Origin of the sequence: Marinobacter alexandrii, from assembly GCA_039984955.1 — a bacterium.
Classification (GTDB): Bacteria; Bacteroidota; Bacteroidia; order Cytophagales; family Cyclobacteriaceae; genus Ekhidna.
Genome location: JBDWTN010000003.1, coordinates 54,846 through 78,060, shown reverse-complemented (window position 1 = coordinate 78,060; position 23,215 = coordinate 54,846). Strand labels below are relative to the sequence as shown.

At 37.9% G+C, this 23,215-nt stretch carries 19 protein-coding genes; 2 read left to right on the top strand and 17 right to left on the bottom strand.

The window, feature by feature from the left end; all coding sequences use genetic code 11:
• Window positions 1-47: 47 nt before the first annotated feature.
• The 15 genes from ABJQ32_00815 to ABJQ32_00745 all read right to left on the bottom strand — a co-directional run bounded on the left by ABJQ32_00815 (window position 48) and on the right by ABJQ32_00745 (window position 18,764).
• Window positions 48-632 carry a penicillin-binding protein activator LpoB gene (locus ABJQ32_00815; protein ID MEP5288155.1) on the bottom strand — a complete coding sequence of 195 codons (585 nt, stop codon included), beginning with the start codon at window positions 630-632 and terminating at the stop codon, window positions 48-50.
• Window positions 633-677: 45 nt separating this feature from the next.
• Entirely contained in the window at window positions 678-3,053 is a 2,376-nt protein-coding gene (locus ABJQ32_00810; protein MEP5288154.1) for a TonB-dependent receptor, read from the bottom strand.
• Window positions 3,054-3,057: 4 nt separating this feature from the next.
• The gene (gene rpe / locus ABJQ32_00805) at window positions 3,058-3,711 is read right to left on the bottom strand and encodes a ribulose-phosphate 3-epimerase (GenBank protein ID MEP5288153.1); all 654 of its coding nucleotides are present in this window, start codon (window positions 3,709-3,711) and stop codon (window positions 3,058-3,060) included.
• Window positions 3,711-5,351 carry a S8 family serine peptidase gene (locus ABJQ32_00800; GenBank protein MEP5288152.1) on the bottom strand — a complete coding sequence of 547 codons (1,641 nt, stop codon included), beginning with the start codon at window positions 5,349-5,351 and terminating at the stop codon, window positions 3,711-3,713. Before ABJQ32_00800 ends, rpe begins: the two co-directional genes overlap by 1 nt.
• Complete coding sequence (locus ABJQ32_00795) at window positions 5,344-6,087, bottom strand: hypothetical protein (protein ID MEP5288151.1); 744 nt, start codon at window positions 6,085-6,087, stop codon at window positions 5,344-5,346. Before ABJQ32_00795 ends, ABJQ32_00800 begins: the two co-directional genes overlap by 8 nt.
• Before the next feature lie 12 nt (window positions 6,088-6,099).
• Window positions 6,100-7,215 carry a tRNA 2-thiouridine(34) synthase MnmA gene (gene mnmA, locus ABJQ32_00790; GenBank protein MEP5288150.1) on the bottom strand — a complete coding sequence of 372 codons (1,116 nt, stop codon included), beginning with the start codon at window positions 7,213-7,215 and terminating at the stop codon, window positions 6,100-6,102.
• A gap of 177 nt (window positions 7,216-7,392) precedes the next feature.
• Window positions 7,393-7,761, bottom strand: coding sequence for a hypothetical protein (locus ABJQ32_00785; GenBank protein MEP5288149.1), 369 nt, complete (start codon window positions 7,759-7,761; stop codon window positions 7,393-7,395).
• 162 nt (window positions 7,762-7,923) lie between these two features.
• Window positions 7,924-8,742, bottom strand: a complete 819-nt coding sequence (locus ABJQ32_00780; GenBank protein MEP5288148.1) for a metallophosphoesterase family protein — start codon at window positions 8,740-8,742, stop codon at window positions 7,924-7,926.
• A gap of 1 nt (window position 8,743) precedes the next feature.
• Window positions 8,744-10,087 (bottom strand): sodium:solute symporter, encoded by a 1,344-nt coding sequence (locus ABJQ32_00775; GenBank protein ID MEP5288147.1) that lies wholly within the window; start codon window positions 10,085-10,087, stop codon window positions 8,744-8,746.
• A 96-nt stretch (window positions 10,088-10,183) separates the two neighbouring features.
• Window positions 10,184-11,731, bottom strand: coding sequence for a SusD/RagB family nutrient-binding outer membrane lipoprotein (locus tag ABJQ32_00770; protein MEP5288146.1), 1,548 nt, complete (start codon window positions 11,729-11,731; stop codon window positions 10,184-10,186).
• Window positions 11,703-14,906, bottom strand: a complete 3,204-nt coding sequence (locus ABJQ32_00765) for a SusC/RagA family TonB-linked outer membrane protein (GenBank protein MEP5288145.1) — start codon at window positions 14,904-14,906, stop codon at window positions 11,703-11,705. The genes ABJQ32_00770 and ABJQ32_00765 overlap by 29 nt, the downstream gene beginning before the upstream one ends.
• A gap of 44 nt (window positions 14,907-14,950) precedes the next feature.
• Window positions 14,951-15,634 (bottom strand): DUF2064 domain-containing protein, encoded by a 684-nt coding sequence (locus tag ABJQ32_00760; GenBank protein ID MEP5288144.1) that lies wholly within the window; start codon window positions 15,632-15,634, stop codon window positions 14,951-14,953.
• A gap of 92 nt (window positions 15,635-15,726) precedes the next feature.
• Complete coding sequence (locus tag ABJQ32_00755) at window positions 15,727-18,135, bottom strand: alpha-amylase family glycosyl hydrolase (protein MEP5288143.1); 2,409 nt, start codon at window positions 18,133-18,135, stop codon at window positions 15,727-15,729.
• Between the two features lie 69 nt (window positions 18,136-18,204).
• Window positions 18,205-18,447, bottom strand: coding sequence for a hypothetical protein (locus ABJQ32_00750; protein ID MEP5288142.1), 243 nt, complete (start codon window positions 18,445-18,447; stop codon window positions 18,205-18,207).
• 2 nt (window positions 18,448-18,449) lie between these two features.
• Window positions 18,450-18,764, bottom strand: coding sequence for a thioredoxin family protein (locus tag ABJQ32_00745; protein MEP5288141.1), 315 nt, complete (start codon window positions 18,762-18,764; stop codon window positions 18,450-18,452).
• Between the two features lie 86 nt (window positions 18,765-18,850).
• Between ABJQ32_00745 and ABJQ32_00740 the strand changes: the two genes are divergently transcribed.
• Together ABJQ32_00740 and ABJQ32_00735 are read left to right on the top strand one after the other, a co-directional pair.
• Entirely contained in the window at window positions 18,851-19,456 is a 606-nt protein-coding gene (locus tag ABJQ32_00740) for a hypothetical protein (protein MEP5288140.1), read from the top strand.
• Between the two features lie 83 nt (window positions 19,457-19,539).
• On the top strand, window positions 19,540-20,334 hold the full coding sequence (locus ABJQ32_00735) for a hypothetical protein (GenBank protein ID MEP5288139.1): 795 nt from the start codon (window positions 19,540-19,542) through the stop codon (window positions 20,332-20,334).
• A gap of 3 nt (window positions 20,335-20,337) precedes the next feature.
• On the opposite strand, the gene ABJQ32_00730 is transcribed toward ABJQ32_00735, so the two are convergent.
• Window positions 20,338-22,116 (bottom strand): ATP-binding protein, encoded by a 1,779-nt coding sequence (locus tag ABJQ32_00730; protein MEP5288138.1) that lies wholly within the window; start codon window positions 22,114-22,116, stop codon window positions 20,338-20,340.
• A gap of 131 nt (window positions 22,117-22,247) precedes the next feature.
• A complete protein-coding gene (locus tag ABJQ32_00725) occupies window positions 22,248-23,174 on the bottom strand; it encodes a LysR family transcriptional regulator (protein MEP5288137.1) in 927 nt (308 codons plus the stop codon).
• Window positions 23,175-23,215: the final 41 nt, after the last annotated feature.

The window sequence follows — 23,215 nt, the reverse complement described above, 5'->3', positions numbered from 1 at the left end:
AATAAATGTCTCACTCGAAACTCGTATCTAAGGAACTTAAAAGCTCCTTAATTTTTGATGTATTTCTTGATCTCTTTGTCCCCTAACCAAACTTTCTCATTGGTCTCAATATTCGTTAGCTCAAGGTTAACTTTATAATTCACCACTTTTTCTTTTTTATATGAATCAGTGACCGCTGTAATCACTCCAAACATCATGAAATCAGCGCCTAGTTCTTTACCCCACTTCGCTTGTGTCTCAGGAGATGCGAATTCCCCTTGCTCTGCTCTTTCTTCTCTAAGTTTTTCTCTAAATACAGAATTGGAAACGACTCTTACGAATCCAGAATTAATAAATTCTCTTTCTATGTCCTTAATGAATGTTTCCGACTCAATATGCTCGGCACTCTTGTTCTGCACATAACCCACAATCACAACGGGCTTACGATCATTTTCAATTCGGAAATTATTGTGCCACGGCCTTCCTGTTACATCTTTAATCATTTCTTCAGCTACCAACTTGGAGTCAGTATCATTCCAGCGTCCACTAAGATCAACTTGCTGATCAGGGTTAATTCTAGTCACTTGTCTGTTACATGATGCTAGCATAACAACCGCAAGCATGATCATGGGTAATTGAGTTATTCTTTTCATTTCTTTAAATCTATATGATGATACAAAGATAGGTGAATCCTTCACCTAAAAATCTGTTGATATCCTGAAATTCAAAAACCTTGCCGATAATGAATTGGGTATGGCAAGTTGTGCTCCTGTAACATCCTGAATCCAAGAATAGGATAGCGTATTATCAGCTCCAAGTACATTTAAAATCTCAGCTCTTAACCATAAGGTTTTCAGGTATTTATGACCTCTCAATTCAAATGATTTTGAAAATCCTAAGTCTACACGATAATATTCGTCTCCAGAAAAAATATTTCTTGCATTTATATCATTTGGAGGTCCCAAAGGATAGCCTGATCCAAAGACCGTATTGACATATACTCTCAGTGTCGGATCATTTGGCATATGATCTTCAAAGTAAAAAGCAAGATTGATGTTTTGATCAGAAGGTCTTCTTATGTATCCTTTGTCATCTTCTGCAAGGTCCTCTTTGGTTTTGAGAATTCCTAAGCTAAACCATGATTGAGTGCCCGGAATAAACTCTCCATTAATCCTAAAGTCAAATCCGTAGGCAAATGCCGTGGCATTATTGTTAGCAAAATACCTTAAACGAACATTGTCTATATCGTAAGGAATTACATTTTCTAGGGATTTATAATATACCTCTGTGCTAAATAGAAAAGGTCTATTCCACCAGGTCAGTACTCTTTCCATTGCACCTATTACATGAATGGATTCTTGCGCCTTTACATCGTCTCTGATAGTTCCTTCCAGGTCCCGAAACTCTCTATAAAAAGGAGGCTGACTGTATCTTCCGACTGACAGTCTAAAGGAGGTCTCCCGTTCCCATCTAGGTTTAAATCGATAAATAAGTCTGGGGCTGAAAAGTAGCTGCCCTGTGTAATCTAAGTGGTTTATTCTACCACCAAAATTGACCGCATGCATAGAATCCTTTGAATAGATTGTGGCTTGAGCATAGGCGGTAATGGTTGTTGTGCTTAGACTTAACTCGTTAAACGTACTTTCATTGACCTCAATAAAACCAGCAGAATCAAGAAAGGCGTATTCATTTAGTCTGTCATCAATGATATTGTGAGAATATCCAACTCCTGCTTCAAGTATTGACCAATCTGATAGCAAATACTCGTTTCTCCATTCTGTATTATAGATTTTGGCTTGAAGTCTATTTCTTCCATAATTGAAATTTGTTCCAATTCCACGGATGACCACACATTCATTGAAACTATTGGAGCCAGGGTTATTATCAACATCACAAATGCGATAGGCCCCTTCTACATTGTAGTTCTCGCGTTCAGAGGTATAAACTCCAGAGGCTATCCACCTGCTCAAAAATCTATTGGACCATCTATGAGATAAGTTAAATCCACTTTGATACGTATCATAGTCGAGTTCTTCTCGACCTTCAAAACGTGTTTGGACTCTCAAGTTTTGAGAGACTGATCCAAATTCAGTCGTCTGGGATACTGGCAATGTCAGGTATCTATTTCTTCCGTAGGCTAATAGCCAATTCAACTTTGTTCGATTGTTTTGCTTGCTATTTTTTCCGGTTAGGTCAAAGGTGAAAAAAGCTTGTGCATCTGTGTAAGAGGGTAAATATTGACCATCCGTCTCGAGTGTATTTAAGAGGTATCTTGAATCACGATGACGCGCACCAAAGAGGTATTGAATATCTTCATTTACTCTATTGCCAATGTAGGCTGATCCTCCCAGTAGTCCAACATTAAATTGTCCTTCAAGAGATTCAGGCTCTTTGTAATCTATATTTAAGGAAGATGATAGCTTATCTCCGTACTTCGATTCCCATCCTCCAGCATAAAAGTTGATATCACCAACTAAGTCCGGGTTTACAAAACTCAGTCCTTCTTGTCGTCCTGCATTTGCTAAAAATGGTCTGTAAACAGGAATATCATTCACGTAGACCAGATTTTCATCGAAATTCCCCCCTCGAACATTATAGGCTGAAGACAATTCATTGTTGCCCGCTACTCCTGGAAGTGTCAACAAGACTTTATTAAAATCTCCAAATGCGGAAGGTAAATTTTGAACGGACTTAGGATCTAATCTAGTTGCAGGATCTATTGCATCTGTCTCTCGATTTCCCTGCACCTGTACGTCATCCAAAACTGTACTTGTGCTTTGCAGTATAACTTGAATGACTTTCGTTTCACTTTGAGACAGGACAATATCAAGTTCTACAGTTTCGTATTGAATGTGAGAGAATATCAGGATATGGTCTCCTGATTCTAGATTCAATTCAAAAACACCATTTATGTTGGATATCGTTCCTATTGTCCTATCCGATTTCAATATGATGTTTACGGAAGGTACAGTCTCTCCTCTTTCATCTTTAATTACACCTCTGACACGTGTTGACTGAGCCATTGCGTTCAATGCTAGCACTGTGATTAATAGAAGAGATAATTTGATCCTCAAGGGACTAAGCTTTTTTGAGGTTCGCAATGGTTTGGGCTGGATCATCAGATTTAAAAACGAAGCTTCCTGCCACTAGCATATCTGCACCTGCCTTAAAAAGTTCACTTGCGTTTTTATCATTTACCCCTCCATCTATTTCAATGATGATCTCTGGGTTTATGGTATCAACCATTGCTCTAAGCTTTCTGACCTTACTAAAGGTGGTCTCAATGAAATTTTGTCCCCCAAATCCGGGGTTGACAGACATCAGAAGAACCAAGTCAACATGAGGTAGAATCTCTTCCAAAAGATCAATTGAAGAATGAGGATTTAATACAACCCCCGCTTTTGCACCAAGGTTTCTAATTTCCGATACTGTTCGATGCAAATGCCTGCATGCTTCATAATGTACGCTGATTATTTCGGCACCCGCCTTCATACAATCTTCCAGATAAGGATCTGCATGCTCGATCATTAGATGAAAGTCCATTGGCTTTTTCGCATGCTTATGAATGGCCTGACATACTGGAAAGCCAAATGAAATGTTAGGGACAAATACTCCGTCCATAATATCAATGTGAATATAGTCTGTCTCGCTTTGGTTTAGCATTTCAACTTCTTGTTGAACGTTACCAAAATCGGCTGCTAAGAATGAGGGGGCAATAAGTTTTTGAGGCATTAGAAGTTAATTAGCTTAACAGTTTTTTGATTATTTCCGCTTTGCAAGAATAAGAAATAAACTCCTTGCTGACTTCCATCAATTGTCAATTCCATGTTTTCTTTAATTTCTCTCTTTTTAAAATCTTCATTAAAAATCACACTTCCTTTTGGATCCATGATTCTAATATTCAACCCCTCTTTAAATTTTCCTTTTGTAATCAAATAGAGCTTATCACCATTAAACGGGTTGGGGTAAATAGTCACTTTATGGTCTAAAATATCAGCCACATTCAATGTTTTTCCATCTACTGCATACGCATATGTAGGAACACCATGACCAACTAGAGAGTCAGGAGCATGTGCTCGATGGCCCGAATTTTTGATGGCATCAATAACCTCCTGACTTGTCCAGTCTGGGTTTGCTTGCCAAATTCCTGCAGCAAATCCAGCTATTAGTGGTGAGGCAAAGCTTGTACCACTTCCTCTTGAAATTGATCCATTTCCCTGGACCACAGTAGTGGCTGCTCCAAATGCCGCAACATCAGGTTTGATTCTTCCATCGGCAGTGTTTCCTACCGAACTGAAGGATGAGTAGGTAAAATCAGGATTAACACTTCCTATGGTAAGGATATTTTTGGCATCAGCTGGTGGAGTAATTCGTTTCCAGCTTTTATTACCCTCATTGCCCGCACTTACAACAACAATGATCCCTTTATCTGCCGCCATATTAGCAGCTCTGGAAACGATTGTTGTTTCCCCATCCATATCATCAAAATCATAGTTATGCTCCGGGATATCGAATAATCGATAGCCTAAGGATCCATTAATGACATCTGCACCAAGGCTATCTGCGAACTCAGCGCCTAAAAGCCAATTGTATTCTTCAATGGTATTTTCAGCTTTATTATCTTCTGTTACACAGAGCACATAATTGGCTTCAGGAGCTATACCAATTAGGTTTCCGTCTTCAGACTCAAAATTCGAACTAATAATGGAGAACACAGATGTCCCATGAGATCCAGACAGGAAAACATTGCCCGAGTTAGTTACGAAATTTTTTGTAGCAAGTATTCCGCTATTTTCCCAGATATGTTGAAATGGAGAATATCTATTTACACCTACAAACCCATTATCCAGAATAGCTATTAGCATACCCTGTCCTTTGATATCATCTGCATGCATATGATCTGCCCCCAACATAATTAATTGAATATCCGAATCCCCCGTTACTGAAGATGGCTCATCAAATTCTGTGGGTACTTCATATTCAGATTGATCGTATGAAAGTCGAGTGGTATCTGCAATCCAAGCTATACTGTCTACAAATGAAAGCATTGCCAACTCATCTAAAAGTGTAGTATCCAAGTTTACCAATGCGCCATTTAACCACCTTGATGTGAAAAAAACATCTACTCCAGCTTCTTTCAAATTTTGAACAAACGAAGGATTAACAGGCAAGTCAGATTCGTCTATTTCAATTCCTTGCTTTTCTCGCCGATCAATTGCTTTTTGGGTTAAAAACTCATTTGGGTTTGAAACACTATACGGATAACTCTCCCCAGATTTTTCATCAAAATAGATGAAGTATCGATTAACCTGGCTTTGGGAAAAGCCCATAATCGGGAGTAATATCAATATCAGTGTGTGTAGCTTATTCATCTTTTCCTATTTCAATTAATACTTGCTTTAACGAACGTCCAGCTATTATTTCGCCCAAGTCAGTGCCGCAAGCACTTTCTGTACATTTTTTTTGAGTCACATAATCTTTCTCGACCAGCCCTATTCCTTGCACATAAATCTCACTTCTTAGGTCAACTCCTGTTACATTTTCCTCAATGTCTTCAATAATGACTCGAATGTGATCATCATTAGAAAGTGAATCAATTACCAAGTTATTAACGGGTTGGTAATAATAAGTCACAGAACTCCTAGTATTAAGACTGTTGCCATTCCATTCTCTTCCTTCACTGACTGGAAAGGTTAACTTAATAAAGGGAATATTATTTTCTGTGATTGAAAGAAAGTTTGAAGTTTGCGTTACGGACCATACTGAGTCACTTCTCCATTCATCCGTCTCGTTTAGTCGAACATCTCTTCTTAATAAATAAGTAGTTTGATCATTTGATGCAATGGAATCAAAAATAGTCTCTCGAAGTTGATATACTGAAGTATCGAAACCAACAATTAGGTAGTTAATTTCCTCAACATCATAAACTCTATATTCGCCTAAATTGATTGGATAGAAATCATATCCTAAGGTTTCAGGACCTATCTCTTTGGTTTCATTGCATGAAGTATTTAATAACGCCAATAACAATATTAACATCCCTGCTATCCCCTTAAAGAGATATCCCCTGTTGGAAGTGGACGAGGAAGATGCTTTGATTTTTCTCAACTTAATATTGAATTAATTTTCTCTGTTTTGATGAAAACTTGAAGTTATCCATCCTCCACCTATCACGTCATCTTCTTCATAAAAAACAGCAGCTTGACCAGGAGCTATTGCGCTTACACCATTTCCGAAATACACTTTCATGGTATCACCAACTTGTTCAATAATGGCAGGATTGCCATCATCATTATAACGAACCTTGGTTACTGTGTCCTTTCTTCCTCCTTCAATGCTTGCATATTTCTGCATATTAAGTTGCTTCACATACATACCGTCTCTGCTTAACTCATCAAAAGTTCCTAAAATAACTCTATTATTATCTTTCTGTATTTCAGTAACATATACGGGATAACCTAGAGCAATTCCTAATCCTTTGCGTTGACCGACGGTATAGAATGGATAGCCTTCATGAGTTCCAACTACTTCGCCTGATTCCAATACGAATTCACCGCCAGCTACTTGCTCCTCAATACCTTCTACTCTCCTTTTTAAGAAGCCGCGGTAATCATTATCGGGAACAAAGCATATTTCATAGGATTCAGACTTTGTGACCAATTCATAGAATTGACGTTCTCTGGCCATATCGTAGATTTCTGATTTTTTCAGGTGACCCAATGGGTACTTGGTTCTACTCAAACTTTCTTGCGATATACCCCAAAGCGCATAGGATTGGTCTTTATAACCATCTGCTCCTCTGGAAACAACAAATCGATCGTTCTCTTCTCTGATATTCGCATAATGGCCAGTTGCTATGAATTCACAATCAAGCTTATCCGCCCTTCTGAGTAATGAATCCCATTTGATATGCGTATTGCACATTACACATGGATTGGGGGTTCTCCCGGCCATATATTCATCGGTGAAATAATCAATTACGGCATCACCAAATTCATTTCGGATGTCGATGATGTAATGTGGGAATCCAAGGCTTACCGCAATATTTCGTGCGTCATTGATGGAATCGAGGCTACAACAGCCTGTCTCTTTGCTACTTCCACCTGAAGTTTGATAGTCCCATGTTTTCATGGTCATTCCAATCACTTCGTATCCTTCTTCGTGTAGCATCACTGCAGCGAGTGAGCTATCTATGCCGCCACTCATGGCGACTAAAATTCGTCCTTTTTTACTCATTGTTTCGTACTTCTGCCGGGTTCACAGCCTCGGTTTATACATAGTGTCTGTAAAATTAGTCTATCTAAAATAAGTTATAGTTGTGATTCGAGATTAGTTTTTAGAATACTGGAACGCTAAAGTATAGAAGTAAAAAAACCGACAATTAAGTGTCGGTTTTAAGAGTTTATTAGAAAACTATTGTTGTGGAGGACCTCCAGGGCCTATCGGACCAGGTCCGTCACCATTACCGCCTCCTCCTGTGCCGCCTCCATTATTACCACCGCCCCCTGTGCTGCAATAACTTTGATAGGCAAACCAACCTTCTTGAAAACCAACTCTAAACTGAAAACAGGGATTGGACATATTCAACGTGTATGTATTCTGCAGTATGGTTGGCGATAGGTCACACTGTCTTCTTACATTTTTGGCATGATTGAATCCTAGGTCATACGTGTAATAGTTGCAATCAGCAAAAATGGATCCCTCTAATTTGCTAACTGATTTGCTAGAACTTAACAGCATACTCGCTGCTGCAATTAATAGTAGAAAAGATAATTTTCTCATAGCTTATTAAATTATAGATTAAACATATGAGAAGGTAGATCTAAAATTTATAATACACAACTGATCTAATCTATTCAGAAAACAGAAACACTCTTTTCGTTAGTAACAACTATTCATCAGAATACTTCTTAGCCTTTTCACAATACTTAAAAGATGTGGTGATCAATTAATTGGTATTCCTTGCTTGTTCGTCTCTTCATCTGGAAGAATTTCACAGTTATCCCAAATTCCGCTGGATAATGTTTCAGCATACGATGCAGGCAGTTTCTGCTCTCTCATCAATCGAGCAGTTTCCTGATGTGGGTATTCAAAAGAATGATGACGAAAAGTGAATTCATTTTCATCATTTAGAATCATATACCATACTCTGGGGGTTCCATCATTGGCAGGCATCCCAATCACTCCAGCATTTAGCCAATACCTTCCATTTTCTGAGCAGCTAAAAGGCAATCCGCTGTGTCCCCCAATAATTAAGTCAACTCCTGCTTCATCGATTATGTCCTTTTTTATTTTCCAATCAGTTGAGTGAAAAATGAACTGTGATATATCTTTTAGTCCGCCATGTATTACTAAAGCTTTCTTTCCAGCATAAACAAATCGAAGATGTTGAGGTATTTCACCTAGCCAATCTTTCATTTCTTGAGAAATTGCATTGTATGCAAAGGGATACCATTGCCTTGAGAACATGTCGCAACGCGTTCCTTCATCAAAATTGCAGCCGCAATCTTCATCTCCATTTCGGATGTTTTCTTCTACATTTCCAAGAATGGAATGAACACTCCAGTCTTTAATATTACGTAGGCATTCATCCGGCTGGGCACAATACCCTACAATATCTCCAGTACAGATGATGTTTGATGGCTCAATATTCTCCCGATAAGCAATCTTCTTCAATTCATTTAACGCTTGAAGATTACTGTATACCCCTCCAAAGACGAGTATTTTTCCCTTTAACTCTCCTATATCTTTAATATCCTCCATCCTACTTTTTACAACTTAAGTAAATTAAAAAGCATGTAATCGTTCCTAAAAGATTTACTGACAATAATGCACCATAGTCTCCTGAAAAGAAAATCAACTCGTCGGGATAAGCGCCAATAGCATACCAAACTCCGAAAACAACTCCTATCAAAACTGAAAAAGAAAAAGCAATTTTTCGAACACGCATTTTCCAGAGTAAAAAAATTGGAGCTAATCCAACGACCATAGTACCAGAAATAGTCGTGGCAGAAAGAATTTCCGGGTCAAAGAAAACCGGAATAGTTCCCATAATAGCGATAACAATCATGATCAATCGACCATTACTAACTGACTGACTTCCAATAGATAAATCCATCACACCTAACTTTGAAAATGAAGCAAATGCTGAATCTAATGTTGATGAAGCCGAAGTGATCATAATGAAATTGATGGCAAGCATGCTAACTATGCCTAGGGTTTTTCCTACCTCAACGGCTGCCTGACCAGCTAAACCTAACTGAGAGGCATAAACGCCAATCAAGCTAAAAAGGATAATCGCTAGAAAACCAATGGGAACTGCCAGGAAAAAAGCTTTTCGCATTGTATTGGGGTTTGTAATGAATCCCCTGTCTGTCATGACAGGATCATGAAACGGGTAGCTAAATATTTGAACAAGAGCTACTAACAACAAGTCCACTCCTCCTTCCATCGTCCAGCTCCCTGATGTCAACATGGAAATCGGTCCGTCTGATTTTGGCACGATCACACCAAGTAGCAATATGAGTAACCCCCCAAAGAGTATAACTTGAATGGCATCTGTAAACAGCGAACTCTTTAACCCTCCTTTTAACGAGTATAGAAGCGTTAAGACTGTAAAGGACAGAATAGCTAAATAGTATTGATTTGAGCCAATAGATCCAAAATAAGAGCCGATTACCATGGTGTTTGACCATACTTCATTGAATAGCCTGAAAGCTATCAATATAGAGAAAATGATAAGGGCCGTTTTTCCGAATTTTTCTTTTAAGAAATGATGAATACTTGTGTATCCCCCTTTGACTCTTAGCTGATAGATAATGATTCCTGCAAAAAGAAAAGACAAGTAATAGGTAGCATAAGCTACTCCTCCTACTATGCCATATTTCAAACCAAGGTTAGCTGCATTGGTTATAGACTTTGCAAAGATCCAGGAAATCACTAGGCTGCTTGTCAAAAGCCAAAGGCCTGGAGGCTTATTGGATCTGGTCGTTGCTTTAAAAAAATCACTAACTGTTCTAGCAACAGGAGAAATAAATAAAAGAATCAAGCTTGATCCAATTATTAATACCCATTGCCAAAAGAGAATGTTAGAAGAGAAATTTTGCATGAATTCTACTTTACAAACTGGATTGCAAACATCCCCCTTGCCCTCGATACGTCGAACCGCTTCAAAGGGGGAATAACATCTGCAGAGATTTTTTTTTCAATCATTATCCCACCATACAGTAGCATTGATGCTATTTCCATTCGTAGCATCTGAAGCAATTCCAAAGCTTTCTGCATTTAAAGCCTCTTCACTTGAAGGGTAAGGCAATCGTACAGGTATTAAGTCACTATTTAAGCTAGCTCCTACATCTTTGAGCTGAGGAAATCCCGTTCTTCGATATTCTATCCATCCTTCGTATCCATTGATCGAGTTTGCAATCCATTTTTGGGTCATTATTTGTTCTATTGGGTTCATACCTGCTGAAGCATAAGCGGCGGGTCCCGTCGTTAAATAATCACTAGGTTGACTTGCAGACCAATATTCAAAAGCTTGCTCAATACCTAGTTCATAAAGTGTTTGAGCATCTGCAGTAATGAAGTTTCTTTCAGCAGCCTCGGCTAACAAGAACTGGGTTTCCCATGACGTAATGAAATTTGCATCCAAAGCTCCTGTGTTTTCTCTAAAAATTGTTCCGGTTAGCGAATAATCTGAAACAGAAATTGAAGTGTTGGAAGCATCTGGCCCATTAAGTAATCCTAAATAAAGGCCTGGGTTGGCACTCGACTCTCGGTAAAGTACTTCCACCCTTGGATCATTTAGATTACCCATGACTTCTTGCATGGTCTCGGACATAATGAACAAGTTAAAATCGCCTGATCTTAGAACTGCCATTCTAAAAGTATTTGGTTGCGTATCAGAAAAATCGAATACTGCATTTTTGTCATTTGACTGAATATAATTTCCTTCATCATAGATTGATTGAAGTCTGTCACTTACATTTTCTCTTCCAGAAACACGCATTAAATATTTGATTTGCAATGAATTGGCAAAGGCCACCCACGAGTCTAGTTCACCATCAAATAAGATATCTCCCTCTAAAGACTGAGCTCCCGAATACGACTGGATTGCTATAATGCCTTGTTCTAGATTATCTAAAATCCCATCTTCGTTTAAATAAATAGCCTCCTGTGAATCATATGTTGGAGTTGTGTTTCCCTCTTTTCCATTTAGCGCTTCAAAATAAGGTACATCTCCAAAAATATCTGTCAGCGCTGCAGTCATGTAAGCTTTCATAATCAAAGCTGGCCCTCTGTAAACTTCGTAAACTACATTCTGATTTACTTGATCCAAGATGAGTTCATTATCCCTAAGGTTTGTATAAAGAATAGGCCATGGGTTTCCTCCTAATTGAGGAGCATTCAAATCATGTCTATCAAATAGGTTGAAATCAACCATTGTGAAATGTTGACTAAGTAAGTTACCAGCAACAAATCCTTCGTACGACATTTGCTCTCCATAATCATAGACCACTTGCCTCAAAAGCAGACTTGGCTGCACCTCTATAGGTGCATTTGGATTCGTATTGATTTCGGAAAAATCATTTGTGCAAGAAACTGCAGCTATTGCGAAAAATAGTATTAGAAACCTCCCCCTAACCCCTTCTATGAGGGGGAATGAATGTTTGAAATTATTTTTAATAATCATACTGTATTTCTTATGTTTCAGCCATTGGCTGTTAGAAGTTGAAGTTAAATTTGATTCCATAACTACGAGTAGTTGCGTAAGACATGTCTTCTACACCACTCACAAATTGCTGCCCCTGAACAGCCAGTTGTTCTGGATCGAAATGCGGAATTTCACTTACTGCAAATAAGTTCCTACCTATAAGACTGATATCAAGTGTTCTATTTTTATTAAAGAATCCATTGCTAAACGAATAGGTCACAGATAGCTCTCTGAGTTTTAGGTAGCTAGCATCATAGGTATTATTCTCTTCATGGTTACGATCATAAAAATTTCGGTAAAAAGCTTCAGCACTAACTTGTTGAGTATTTGGACTAAACACTGGATTTTCATCAGTGCCTCCTGTCCTGACAACTCCAGGTGCGATTCCTGCTTCTGGCCTATCTGAGGTTTCCTCCAGCTGCCCACCTACTCCGGCTAATGCAAGTGTTCTTGAAACCAGTATTCCCCCTTGCCTCCAATCAAAAAGAAAATTTACATTCCAATTTTTATATTGAATGTTATTGCTGATTCCTAAAATGAAATCAGGATTGTAATTACCCAACTTAATCAAGTTGTTATCAGAGCTATATAATCCGTTATCTCCGACAATAAATTCACCTTCCTCTGTCTTACGATAGCCAGTTCCGTACAAATCACCTATTCGACCTCCTTCTTCTACCTGGAAGAAGACCGTCTGATTTACATTGTCATAAATGCTTGAATAACCAAGTGTTAAGCGGTCTACTTCATCTGGTAGTGACTCAACTGTGGTAACATTTCTACTGAAATTCAATTGAGTATTCCAACTTAGGTTTTGCCTGCTTAGTGTGGCTATGCCAGCAATTATTTCAAGACCCTTAGATCTTACTTCTCCTCCATTAACTACACGTTCTGTATAACCTGAACTGATTGAGACCGGTAAGGATATAATCTGATTCTGGGTCAATGCATTATAGTATGTCACATCAAGGAGTAGTCTATTCTTAAATAACCTCACTTCTCCTCCCAATTCTATAGAGGTCGTTTTCTCAGGCAGAAGGTTTGCATTCGGGATAGTGGACTGTTCACTGAAAGTAGGCTGGCCACTATAAGGCGTACTTGCGTTGAAGACTCCAGCTGTTTGATATGGATTTGTATCATTACCTACTTGTGCCCAGCTTGCTCTTAACTTTACAAAATCGATAATTGCTGGTATTTCAATCATATTGCTAGCTATAAACCCGGTGGATATGGATGGGTAAAAAAAGGAAACATTCTCTGTGGAGTTTGGGGATGCTAATGCACTCGACCAATCATTTCTAGCTGTTGCTTCCAAAAACAAAAAATCGTGGTATCCAAACTTTGCCACCCCATAAAGACTGTTAATTCTCTTTTTTGATAAGAATTCAAATACTTCTAACGGTGAAGCAGCATTGGATAATTTGAAAATACCTGGTTGAGCTAAGGTCAGAGCTTGTGACTGCACAGTAGATGCCTCCTGATCCATTTGATTACCCCCTACCGAAATATCTAGTGACATATCAGCAAACGTCTCGCTGAAGTTTAAAAGAAAATCTGTATTGTTTTCTCGAAAAAGCACATCATGAACGGCATAAGCACCATTTCTAAATCTATTTGTGCTAAATGCTCTTCTAAACTGACGTTTCTCCGAGCTATAGTCCATGCCAGATCTTACGGTCAAGCTTAGGTAATCATTGAATAGATAAGTAGCTGAAACATTACCAAACAATCGATCACGATTAAATGAATTTCTGTTCTCCAAAAGAATGAAATATGGATTATCAAAGAATGTATAGTTGAATGAATACTGTTGAGTGTCCTCCAGCCCTGGTTGCCAGTAGTCTCTCAATGCAGAGATGTCTAAAGACCGAGGACCCCATGCAACTAAAGAGTAGTTGATGTTTTCCGAACCATAACCACCCGAAGGTCTATTGTTTGATTGAGAATTTACATAGCTAATAGATGATGTCACTTTTACTTTTAATGTGGGTCTAAATGAAAGTCTTGCAGAAAGTGTTCTACGATCAAGGTCTACTCCTGGGATAATTGATTCGCTTTGTAAGTCTGTAAATGACAATCGGTAATTACCATCATCAAACCCATTCGAAATAGCAATATTATTGATCGTCGTAATCCCAGTTTGATAAAAATCTTTCAAATTATCTGGATGAGAGATAAATGCCGATGGAGTGATTGGCACGCCTCCATGCACTGCTATATCTCCGCCTCTAACAACACTTCCATCAGGCAAGGTTACCGGACTATCAAATTGCGGAATCAAGATTCCTTGATCTAATCTTGGACCCCAGCTATATGTAATATTGTCATTCGTTCCACCTCCTAAACCATCTACAAACTCAAATTCACCTGAATTACCCTGACCATATTCATTCTGAAACTGTGGTAATTGGAAAGCTCGTTCAACCATGGTTGTGGAATTGATGCTTACGCCAATCCCTTGCTTGTCAGAACCATCTTTAGTGGTGATAATAATTACCCCATTCGAAGCTCTGGTTCCATATAGTGCCGCTGCACCGGGACCCTTTAAAACAGAGACGGAAGCAATATCATCTGAATTCACCTCCATTGCACCATTTCCAAAATCAACTTCCTGGAATCCCGCGGCAGCATCATTGGTGAAGTTTACAATTGAATTATTATTAATCGGGATTCCATCAACTACAAATAAAGGGTTGTTATTAGTAAAAGATGCTTCACCTCGAATAGTGATTTTTGATGTGGAACCTACGCCTGTTGCTCCTTGACTTACTGTAACCCCAGCTAGTTTTCCAGCAAGATTATCAATAAAGTTGGTTGACTTGACTCCAGCAATTTTACTAGATTCAATTCTTTGAACATTATAACCTAAGTCTCTCGTTTGACGCTTAATACCAAGAGCGGTTACGACGACTTCATCCAATTCACTAATTCCTTCCTGAAGAACAACGTCAATGACGTTTTGGCCATTTAACTTTACCTCCTGCGTAGTAAAACCAATAGAGGATATGACTAATATAGCATCATTGGGTACTGTTAATTCAAAAGCGCCATTACCATTGGTAATAGTACCATTAGACGTTCCTTTTTCACGAATAGTGACTCCTGGCAGGATATCTCCATTAGAATCGGAAACTACTCCTGATATAATAATTGATTGAGCAAACAGGCTCATTCCAAATAGCTGAATCGTCAGCCATAGGTAGATTTTTTTCATTTGTATAAGTTGAATGAGTAAGAGTAAGAAAGCTTAACTAGATCTTAAGCAGCTATTGGTGGTCCTCTATGATCGGGAGTTACAGACGGTCTTTTAAGAGTAGGTCTATTTGTTTCTAGTAGTCTTTCGAACCGTGAAGTGAAAATCGAAACCAGTATGTTTTTTAGTTCAAAAGTTGAAGCATATTCGAAAACATCTTCATCACTATTTAAATCGATTTTCTTTTGGAGCTCAGTAACTTCTATATGTTTGTCAAGTGCAAACTTTTTCAGGTCAGTAAAAAGTCTGGAAGTATTCCACTGTAGGTTTTTGAAGTCTATTTTATTAAAGGCCTCTTTTGAAATACTTATTAAATATGCGCCTCCATGTTGATCAGGTCCTAAAACTATTTTGTCATCATCAAAAGATGAAATGGCTTTATCAATATCGTGAGATGAAAGTCCCGGACAATCTCCACCGATCAGTATAACTCTATCGTATCCTTTGGCAAAAACATCCCGAGCACTGTTTGATATGCGTTCACCAAAAGTATCACCTACCTGGATGTTTTCATGAACGTGATAAAATGCTCCAGAACTACTGATTGCCGCCTTCTTGGCAGCTTTTATAAGCTTTTGATGTAATAGATTATTTCTGTCTTTTTGATTTAAAAGAGGTTTATGAGAAGCCTCTACATTTGCCTTTCGAGCAAACAACACAACTGCAGTAGATGATTGAGAGGATTTCATTTGGTTAAATTAAGTTATCCAACTTACGTATGAACAACTGTAATAGGATTTAACCTCGACAAATCGACAGTTTGTCGCGTCGGCAGCAAGTACTATCTCAAATACAATTTACTTGTAAGCTCTTTTTGATCACTTTTCAGTTTGACCAGATATATCCCTCTAGAGAGCTTACTAATATCTATTCCATCAACATATTCGTATGTCCCACTTTTCACTAGTTTGCCATCAATCGTAAGGATCTCATAATCCACCTGATTTCCAAGCTTTGAGTTGAGTCGAACAATAGTTGATGCTGGATTGGGAAATAGCTGAATAGCCTCTTCAGATTTCAAACCTAGTGTCAAAGGTCCCGTCTTTAACACTCTTGATTGCTCTGCATCAAGTGTTATGGTTAACTCACTTTTATTTACTAGATCAATACGATATGAAGCATCTAACTGATCGACCAACGCTGAGGATTCTGTGGTGGTAAAAACATTAGATGTATTAACTTCTACAGACCTGGTAGATTCTCCATAATTAATCAATACCAGAACCTGTTCTCCTTCATATTCCCTCCAAAATCCGAGTACTTCATCACTACCTGTATTTATCTCTCGATAGGTGCCTTTTTGAAGTGCAACTTCTTTCCCTCTTAGCTGAATAAGCTTTCGATACCAATTGAATACAGAGTTAGGATCTTCCATACCTACTTCGACATTATTGGTCTTGTAGTTACTGGACAAAGAATTCCATGGTGAACTATCTGAGAACCCCCCGTTGGAGTCATTACTCCAAGGCATAGGTCGTCTTATATCCTCATCTGGTTTAGTGCCTTTCATAGCTACTTCCTCTCCATAATAAACAAAAGGCACTCCTGGTAGCATAAAATATGATGCTGCAATCAATTTTACTTTACTTTCGTTGGAGCCAAGTTCATCCATAATTCTATTTTGGTCATGGTTTGAGGCAAATGTTCCGAATTGAAAGTATGGATAGCTATTGATTACTTTGTTTATTTGATTTTTGAGTGGAATAGCACTTTTCCCATTGATACTGCTAATCATGGCTGAACTCAAGTCAAAATCAAAACAAAAATCCAACCCTCTGTTGACTACATAGGGAACAATTTTTTCTGTACTCGTCCAGGCTTCTCCTACTGATAGTGCATTGGGATTTGATTCTTTTGTGACTGCTACCCAATCTCTCCAAAACGCATGAGTCTCGGAGATATCTTCAAGTTCACTGGCTTTTTCATGAATATATTTAACCGCATCCAATCGATAACCATCTATTCCTATGTCTTCAAGCCAAAAACGTGTAATATCAAATATTTCATTTCGTACTTCTTCCTCGTCATAGTTTAGATCTGGCATACCTCCCCAGAATAATCCATAATAATACGAAGAGCCTCCCCCATGCCACACTGTCTGTCCCCACGGACCAGAATAGCTTGGCTTAGATTCTGTCCATCTATACCAGTTACGCTTGTCAGAAGTACTTGAAGATCTAGCATTTTTAAACCACTCTATTTCTGTAGAGGTATGATTTAAAACAAGATCTATAATAACCTTTATTCCTCTTTTGTGAGCTTCGCTGAGAAAATTTTCAAAATCATCCATGGTTCCATAATCTGGATTGATGGATCTATAATCATTCACATCATACCCATGGTAGCTTGGGGAATCATGGATCGGCATGAGCCATATTCCCGTAATACCCAGATCATTTGTGGTATTGGGGTCACCATCATTCAAATAATCTAACTTCTCTGTTATGCCATTAAAATCACCGATCCCATCCCCATCACTATCATAAAAGCTTCGTACGAATATTTCATAGAAAGTTGTTTCATTCCACCAGTTCAAATCTTCTTCTGACTGATCTCCTACAGTGATGTAATCAGACAAAACAATTTCGTCTGATGAAAAGCTATTGGATACTCTTAAAGTAACATTATATGAACCAGGCGTTTCGTATGTAACAGATACATTTCTATCTGTAGAAACCGAAGGATTTCCCCCCTCAAATACCCATTCAGTATTTTCGATTAGACCACTGGAGTTGTCTGAGAAAAGAACCGAGCCTCCTGTAAAGACAAATGTTGAAGATGAATTGACATCAGCTAATGCTGGACCAGTGGGTGATTCTTCATCATTATACCAGAATGACAAAGTTTCATCACCTGACGAAACAACATGTGTTCGATTGTTACCGGAACCTGGAAACTCTTCTCTATCATTCCATGCTCCATTATATCGAAACTTGAATTCAATCTTTTGATCAGCATTGAACCCATTTACTGTTGCCTCCCAAATTCCATCTTTATCTGAGTCTGACAGCTTAGTCAATGAAGTCCCCCAATTATTGAAGGTTCCAGCAACATCTACGTACTCGGCATCTGGATTAAACTTATCAAGTTCAATTTGGTAAGACATATCAACCTCAAAGGTGATCGAAATGTCCTGAGAGAAAGTAGTCAAACAGGTGAACAGAAGAGCAGAGATGAGTAATTTTCGCATTATTCAAATTTAATGCTTGCCCTCATTCACGCTTCAAAATTCATCATATTTCAACGCAAACGTTTGTGGTTATGAAATAGAACTTCTTACTCGACTTGTGTATTCTCGCAAGGCAGTCTTGAAATCTACATTATTCTCTTCCATTGACTGAATAATCTGGATGGCTGCATATGCATGCGTGAGTTGTTCACCTTCATCTTCTCCTTGAATTTCAATTTCTGGTTGTCGCTCATCCGCAATTGCCGCTTCTGCACTTTCGAGTTCTTCTTTAGAATACTGTTCTACTAGCGATTTAATAACCGGTATCTTCATAGTTAAATAGCATTCATCAAGTCCACAACAGTGTCTTCCTTACTCGTTGCTACACCGGTAATTAATTCGCCATTCTTGAAAGTTGCAAAGAAAGGAAGACTCGTTACGCCCGCAAGTTTTCTTGCTTCAGAGCTATTTTCAGCATTTACATCTAAGAAAGTTACATCCGAGAATCTGTCATCTTCAGAGAGCCTTTTAAATTTGGGTCCAAAAAGTCTACAACTACCACACCAATCAGCATAATATTTGACTATCACTTTATCATTATTATTGATAGTCGTTAAAAAATCATCGTCCGTTTTTAATTCTACTGCCATTTAGAAATTGTTTTGGTGCAAAACAGCAAATTAATTGAAATTGTTTCAGTCAGTAACGTTTTATTTGCGATTGAAAAAATGAAGTTATGGCTCTAAAGACTTTTGTGAAAATTAGTAATGTATCAAACTTATCAGATGCTCGCTATTGTGCTGGAATGATGGTCGACATACTAGGTTTCAACATTGACTCTTCTACTGACACATTTGTGAGTGAAGGTGATTTTGGTGAAATCACTGATTGGTTAGCAGGAATAAAGTTTGCTGGTGAATTCCATAACGCTACTATCGAACAAATCAAGGAAGGATTAAAACTCTACGCCGTAGATTTCATAGAAATCAGCAATATGGACTTAGTAGAGGCAACACACCTTCTTGGCAAACCAATCATTTTTAGGTTGTCGATTGAATCTGAAAATGAGCTATCTAATCTCAAGTCTAACCTTAGTTATTTGGATGAACTGGCTTCTATGGTTCTAATCAAATCATCCATAGAGGAGCTTTATAAAGAGCTGGATAATCAAATATGTTTTTATAATGGTAATCTTCGTTTACTCAAAGGGTATGGTATTGAGGCAGATGAAAAACTAGCCAAATACCCAGGATTAGAAATGGAAGCGGATCCAGAGGAACGACCTGGTTACAAAGATTATGGTCAAATTATGGATATACTTGAGTTAATCGAAGACGATTGATATAGCTAAATTGTAAGCTCAACATAATAAAATTGCTAGCTTAATCATCATCCTATTATTTCTCTATTTAGTATAAAGTCATTATGAAGAAAATAATTTTATTATTATCATTTTTTTCCACATCCTGCTTTTTATTTCATTGTTCAGATAAGAGTAGCCCTGAGCCGGAGATTGATTCGGATAATAATGAGGAAAACAGTGATCCATTCATCGATTCTTTCGAAGGAAATGGTGATCTAGTTGGCTACACTACAAATAACCCTGAAGTTTTACCCAATGTAGGTAGACGTTCTGGAAGGTATTATGCTGAACTAATAGATAATAGTGACAATCAGACACTTCATTATCATGAGCAGCAAGGTAGACTAGATGCTAAGCTTGTTTCTTTTCCATTTGAATTCATAGCAAGAAATATAGGCATTGGAACTATTGAAGATTCACAGGTAGCTCCTTCTGCTTCAGGAGAGCCATTTAATTTTGCTGGTGTACAATTACATGTATTAGACTTGGAAAGTCCTAACTCCGCACATGTGGTGGTTGGGCATAGAGGTTCTACAAGTTTTACGATTGAGGGTAAGAATACATTAAATGGTAATTCATCCGTAAATGATATTGGAATTAATGAGGTGTCTGACGGTCGTGCTGATATACGCATTGTAGGTAAAGATGATAACACAGTCACTGTGTATTGGCAGTTACCCAACCTGAATCATGCGGATAAAGAAGATAATTGGACACTTTATAATGGCACAGGGAATCTGCCTGGTCAAGCTCCAACTTTCGGTGAAGAAGTGTATGTAGGCTTGATCACATATGCTTTTTATACCACGGGAGTTCCATTCGTCGGAACCTGTGATCAGATTGAAATAGAAGAATAGTAACTATTTTCCTTTAGGTAGGAAAACGTGAAATACGCTACCTTTCCCAAGCTTCGACTCAAAAGTAACCGTCCCCCCCATTCGCTCAGCGTATAATTTGACTATGGATAGTCCCAAGCCAATAGAAGATTCTCCTTTGGTTGGTTGAGCGCTTAATCGTTGGTATTTCTGAAAAACTTTCTTTTTATCGGCATCAGACAAACCCGGACCATGATCAATTACAGAGATTTTAATCTGATCTCCTTCCTCGCTGGTCTTTAATTTGACCTGGGTATCTGACTTACTATATTTTATTGCGTTTGAAACAAGATTATCAAAAATCTGAGAAGTATATACCTTATCTGCTTTAACCATTAGTTTCTTTCTGCCGAAAGAAGTACTGATGGTAATTGACTTACCTTTTGCTTTTGACTCATTTTCTTCAACAACCAGACTAATGACTTCCTTGACTGGAAAGGTCTCTACCTTAAGGTTATGCTTTCCTGTTTCAATCGCGTCCACGTCTAATATTTTATCAATTAAAGAAGACATTTTTTCAGAAGATTGAAGAATGAATCCTAAGATTTTATTGCCATCATCACTTAAGCTTTTCTCATTCGACTCAATGATTTGTGATCCATTCAGAATATTTGAAAGAGGTGATCTTAGATCATGTGCTAGTACCTGGATAAGATTGTTTTTTTCATCATTTAACTGACGCAACTGATCATTTCGCTCTTCGATGAGAAGTTGTTGAGACAAAAGCTTGTCATTATTGCGCGCTTTGATTCTGTATAGAAAAAATAGTAACACCATAATCGCCAAACCCGCTACAATAATGGAGATAAGGATGATTGTCAAACGTGAAGCTTCTTGATCTCGTTTTGCGGCGAGTAAAAGTCTTTCATATTGAAGCTCCTTCTCTCTATTCGAAATAACTATTTCATCAAGTGGTCCTATTTCTGCAGACTTGGATATTCTCCCTATAATTTCCGAAGCATTGGATCCCAGGTACTTGGAAATGACTCTAAACTTATCAAGCTCAAATTGCGGACTATTAAAATAATCTTCTACTGGCTTTTGCCAATCACTTCCCTTCGGGTAGATCATAGCCAGACCTTCAAGTTTTACCGGATAGAAAAACTGACGTTTGACATCTATATTTTGACCTATAGCGTCTAAAAAATTTGCAATATCAACGTACCCGAAACTTCTTGTTTGTTTGGTTATCCTATCAATAATCTTCCCGCTATTTGTTTCGTATTCAATTTCAAACTCAATACCTAACTGCTTTTGCAGTTTTCTTAAGGATTGATCCAACGTAGTATTCGCTATTGATATTCCTGTATTCCCCGTTAATATTCTTCTAAGTTCGTCTTCCGTCAAAGCAGTAGGCAAATAATTATTAGAAACAAGAACTGCAACGTCAGCCATAAAGGGCTCAGTAAAGTTTAAAAATTTCTTTCGCTCTTCCGTTATAGATATTGATGAGGCCCCAAAAGTTCCCCCTTTGGCATTCTTAATGGTTTCTAAGACTCCTTCAAAACTTTCAACTTCAAGCCATTTTAACTCAATGGAAACTTTATACTTCTTACTAATAAATTCGATAAATGCAATGGCTAAGTCATGCTCTATTCCATCAATAATATTGAGTGACTTCTCAGTCTCCTCATTACTTGGGTACCAATAAAATTCTACTACTCCCTTTTCCTCTTTGAGGATTTTGACCCAATCATCTCCATTCCCATGACAATGAATAGATCCAAGAATAATGATTAATATGAAACAGTATGCTTTGAGCATTAATACGACGGTAATGAGATCGACTAAAATAGTCGAAATGAGTAAATTTAATAGGTTAGTTTAGGCCAATCAGTTGAATAACAACAAATTAAAGGAGGTTGTATATATTTGAACTCAACCTTAAATCTAACCTATTTAACTTCTTCTACCCAACTAAAATGATCTTTCACAATCTCATCTTTATGAGAGGATATGAAATTTAAAAGTTCACTTGCAGCGGGTGTTAAGCGTTTACCTTTTGTGTAAATCAAGTTCCATCTAGTGACAATGGGTAAGCCCTTCACTGGAATAATCTTGAGGCTTCCATATTTCAACTCATTCCTTAATCCTATTAATGGCATAATCGAAACTCCTAAACCAGCATTTACCGCTTGTTTTACCGCTTCATTACTCATTAGTTCCATGGACTTTTCAGGATTTATGTTATGGTCTGAGAAGAATTGTTTCATAACCATTCTTGTAGCTGAGCCTTTTTCTCTAAAAATGATTGGCAATTCGCTTATGTCCTGAGGTTTAAAGGTCTTTTTACTTATTGTTCGATCTGAATTAGATACTAGAAAAAGTTCGTTTTCCATTAATTCCACGGCTTCAACAGGAGGATTTTCAGGCAGTACTGAAACCAATGAAAAGTCTGTTTCATTCTTTGTTAAACTCTCTACCACAGCATTCTTATTTGTTACATCAATACGCAACTCTACCTGAGGATGTGCTTCTGAAAATTGCTTCAAAAAATAAGGCATAACATACTTACCGGTCGAAACTACTGAAATGCTAATCTTACCAGAAAGCAGGCCTTTGTATTGATCTACTGTCGTTTTCAAAGATTCAGCTTCTTGCAAGATTCTTGCGCTAACACGATGAATTTCCATTCCAAAATCAGTGATATAAAGCTGCCTTCCTATTACCTCTGTAAGAGGTATATCAAACTGATCCTGCAATTTTTTTAATTGAATCGAAACTGCAGGCTGAGTCAAATAAAGTTCTTCTGAAGCTTTAGTGATGCTCTTGTTCTTACAAATACTTTGAAATACTCGAAGCTGGTGGATTGTATAATTCATAAGCAATATTAATGTAAATCATTAAAAATATAAATAAAAAC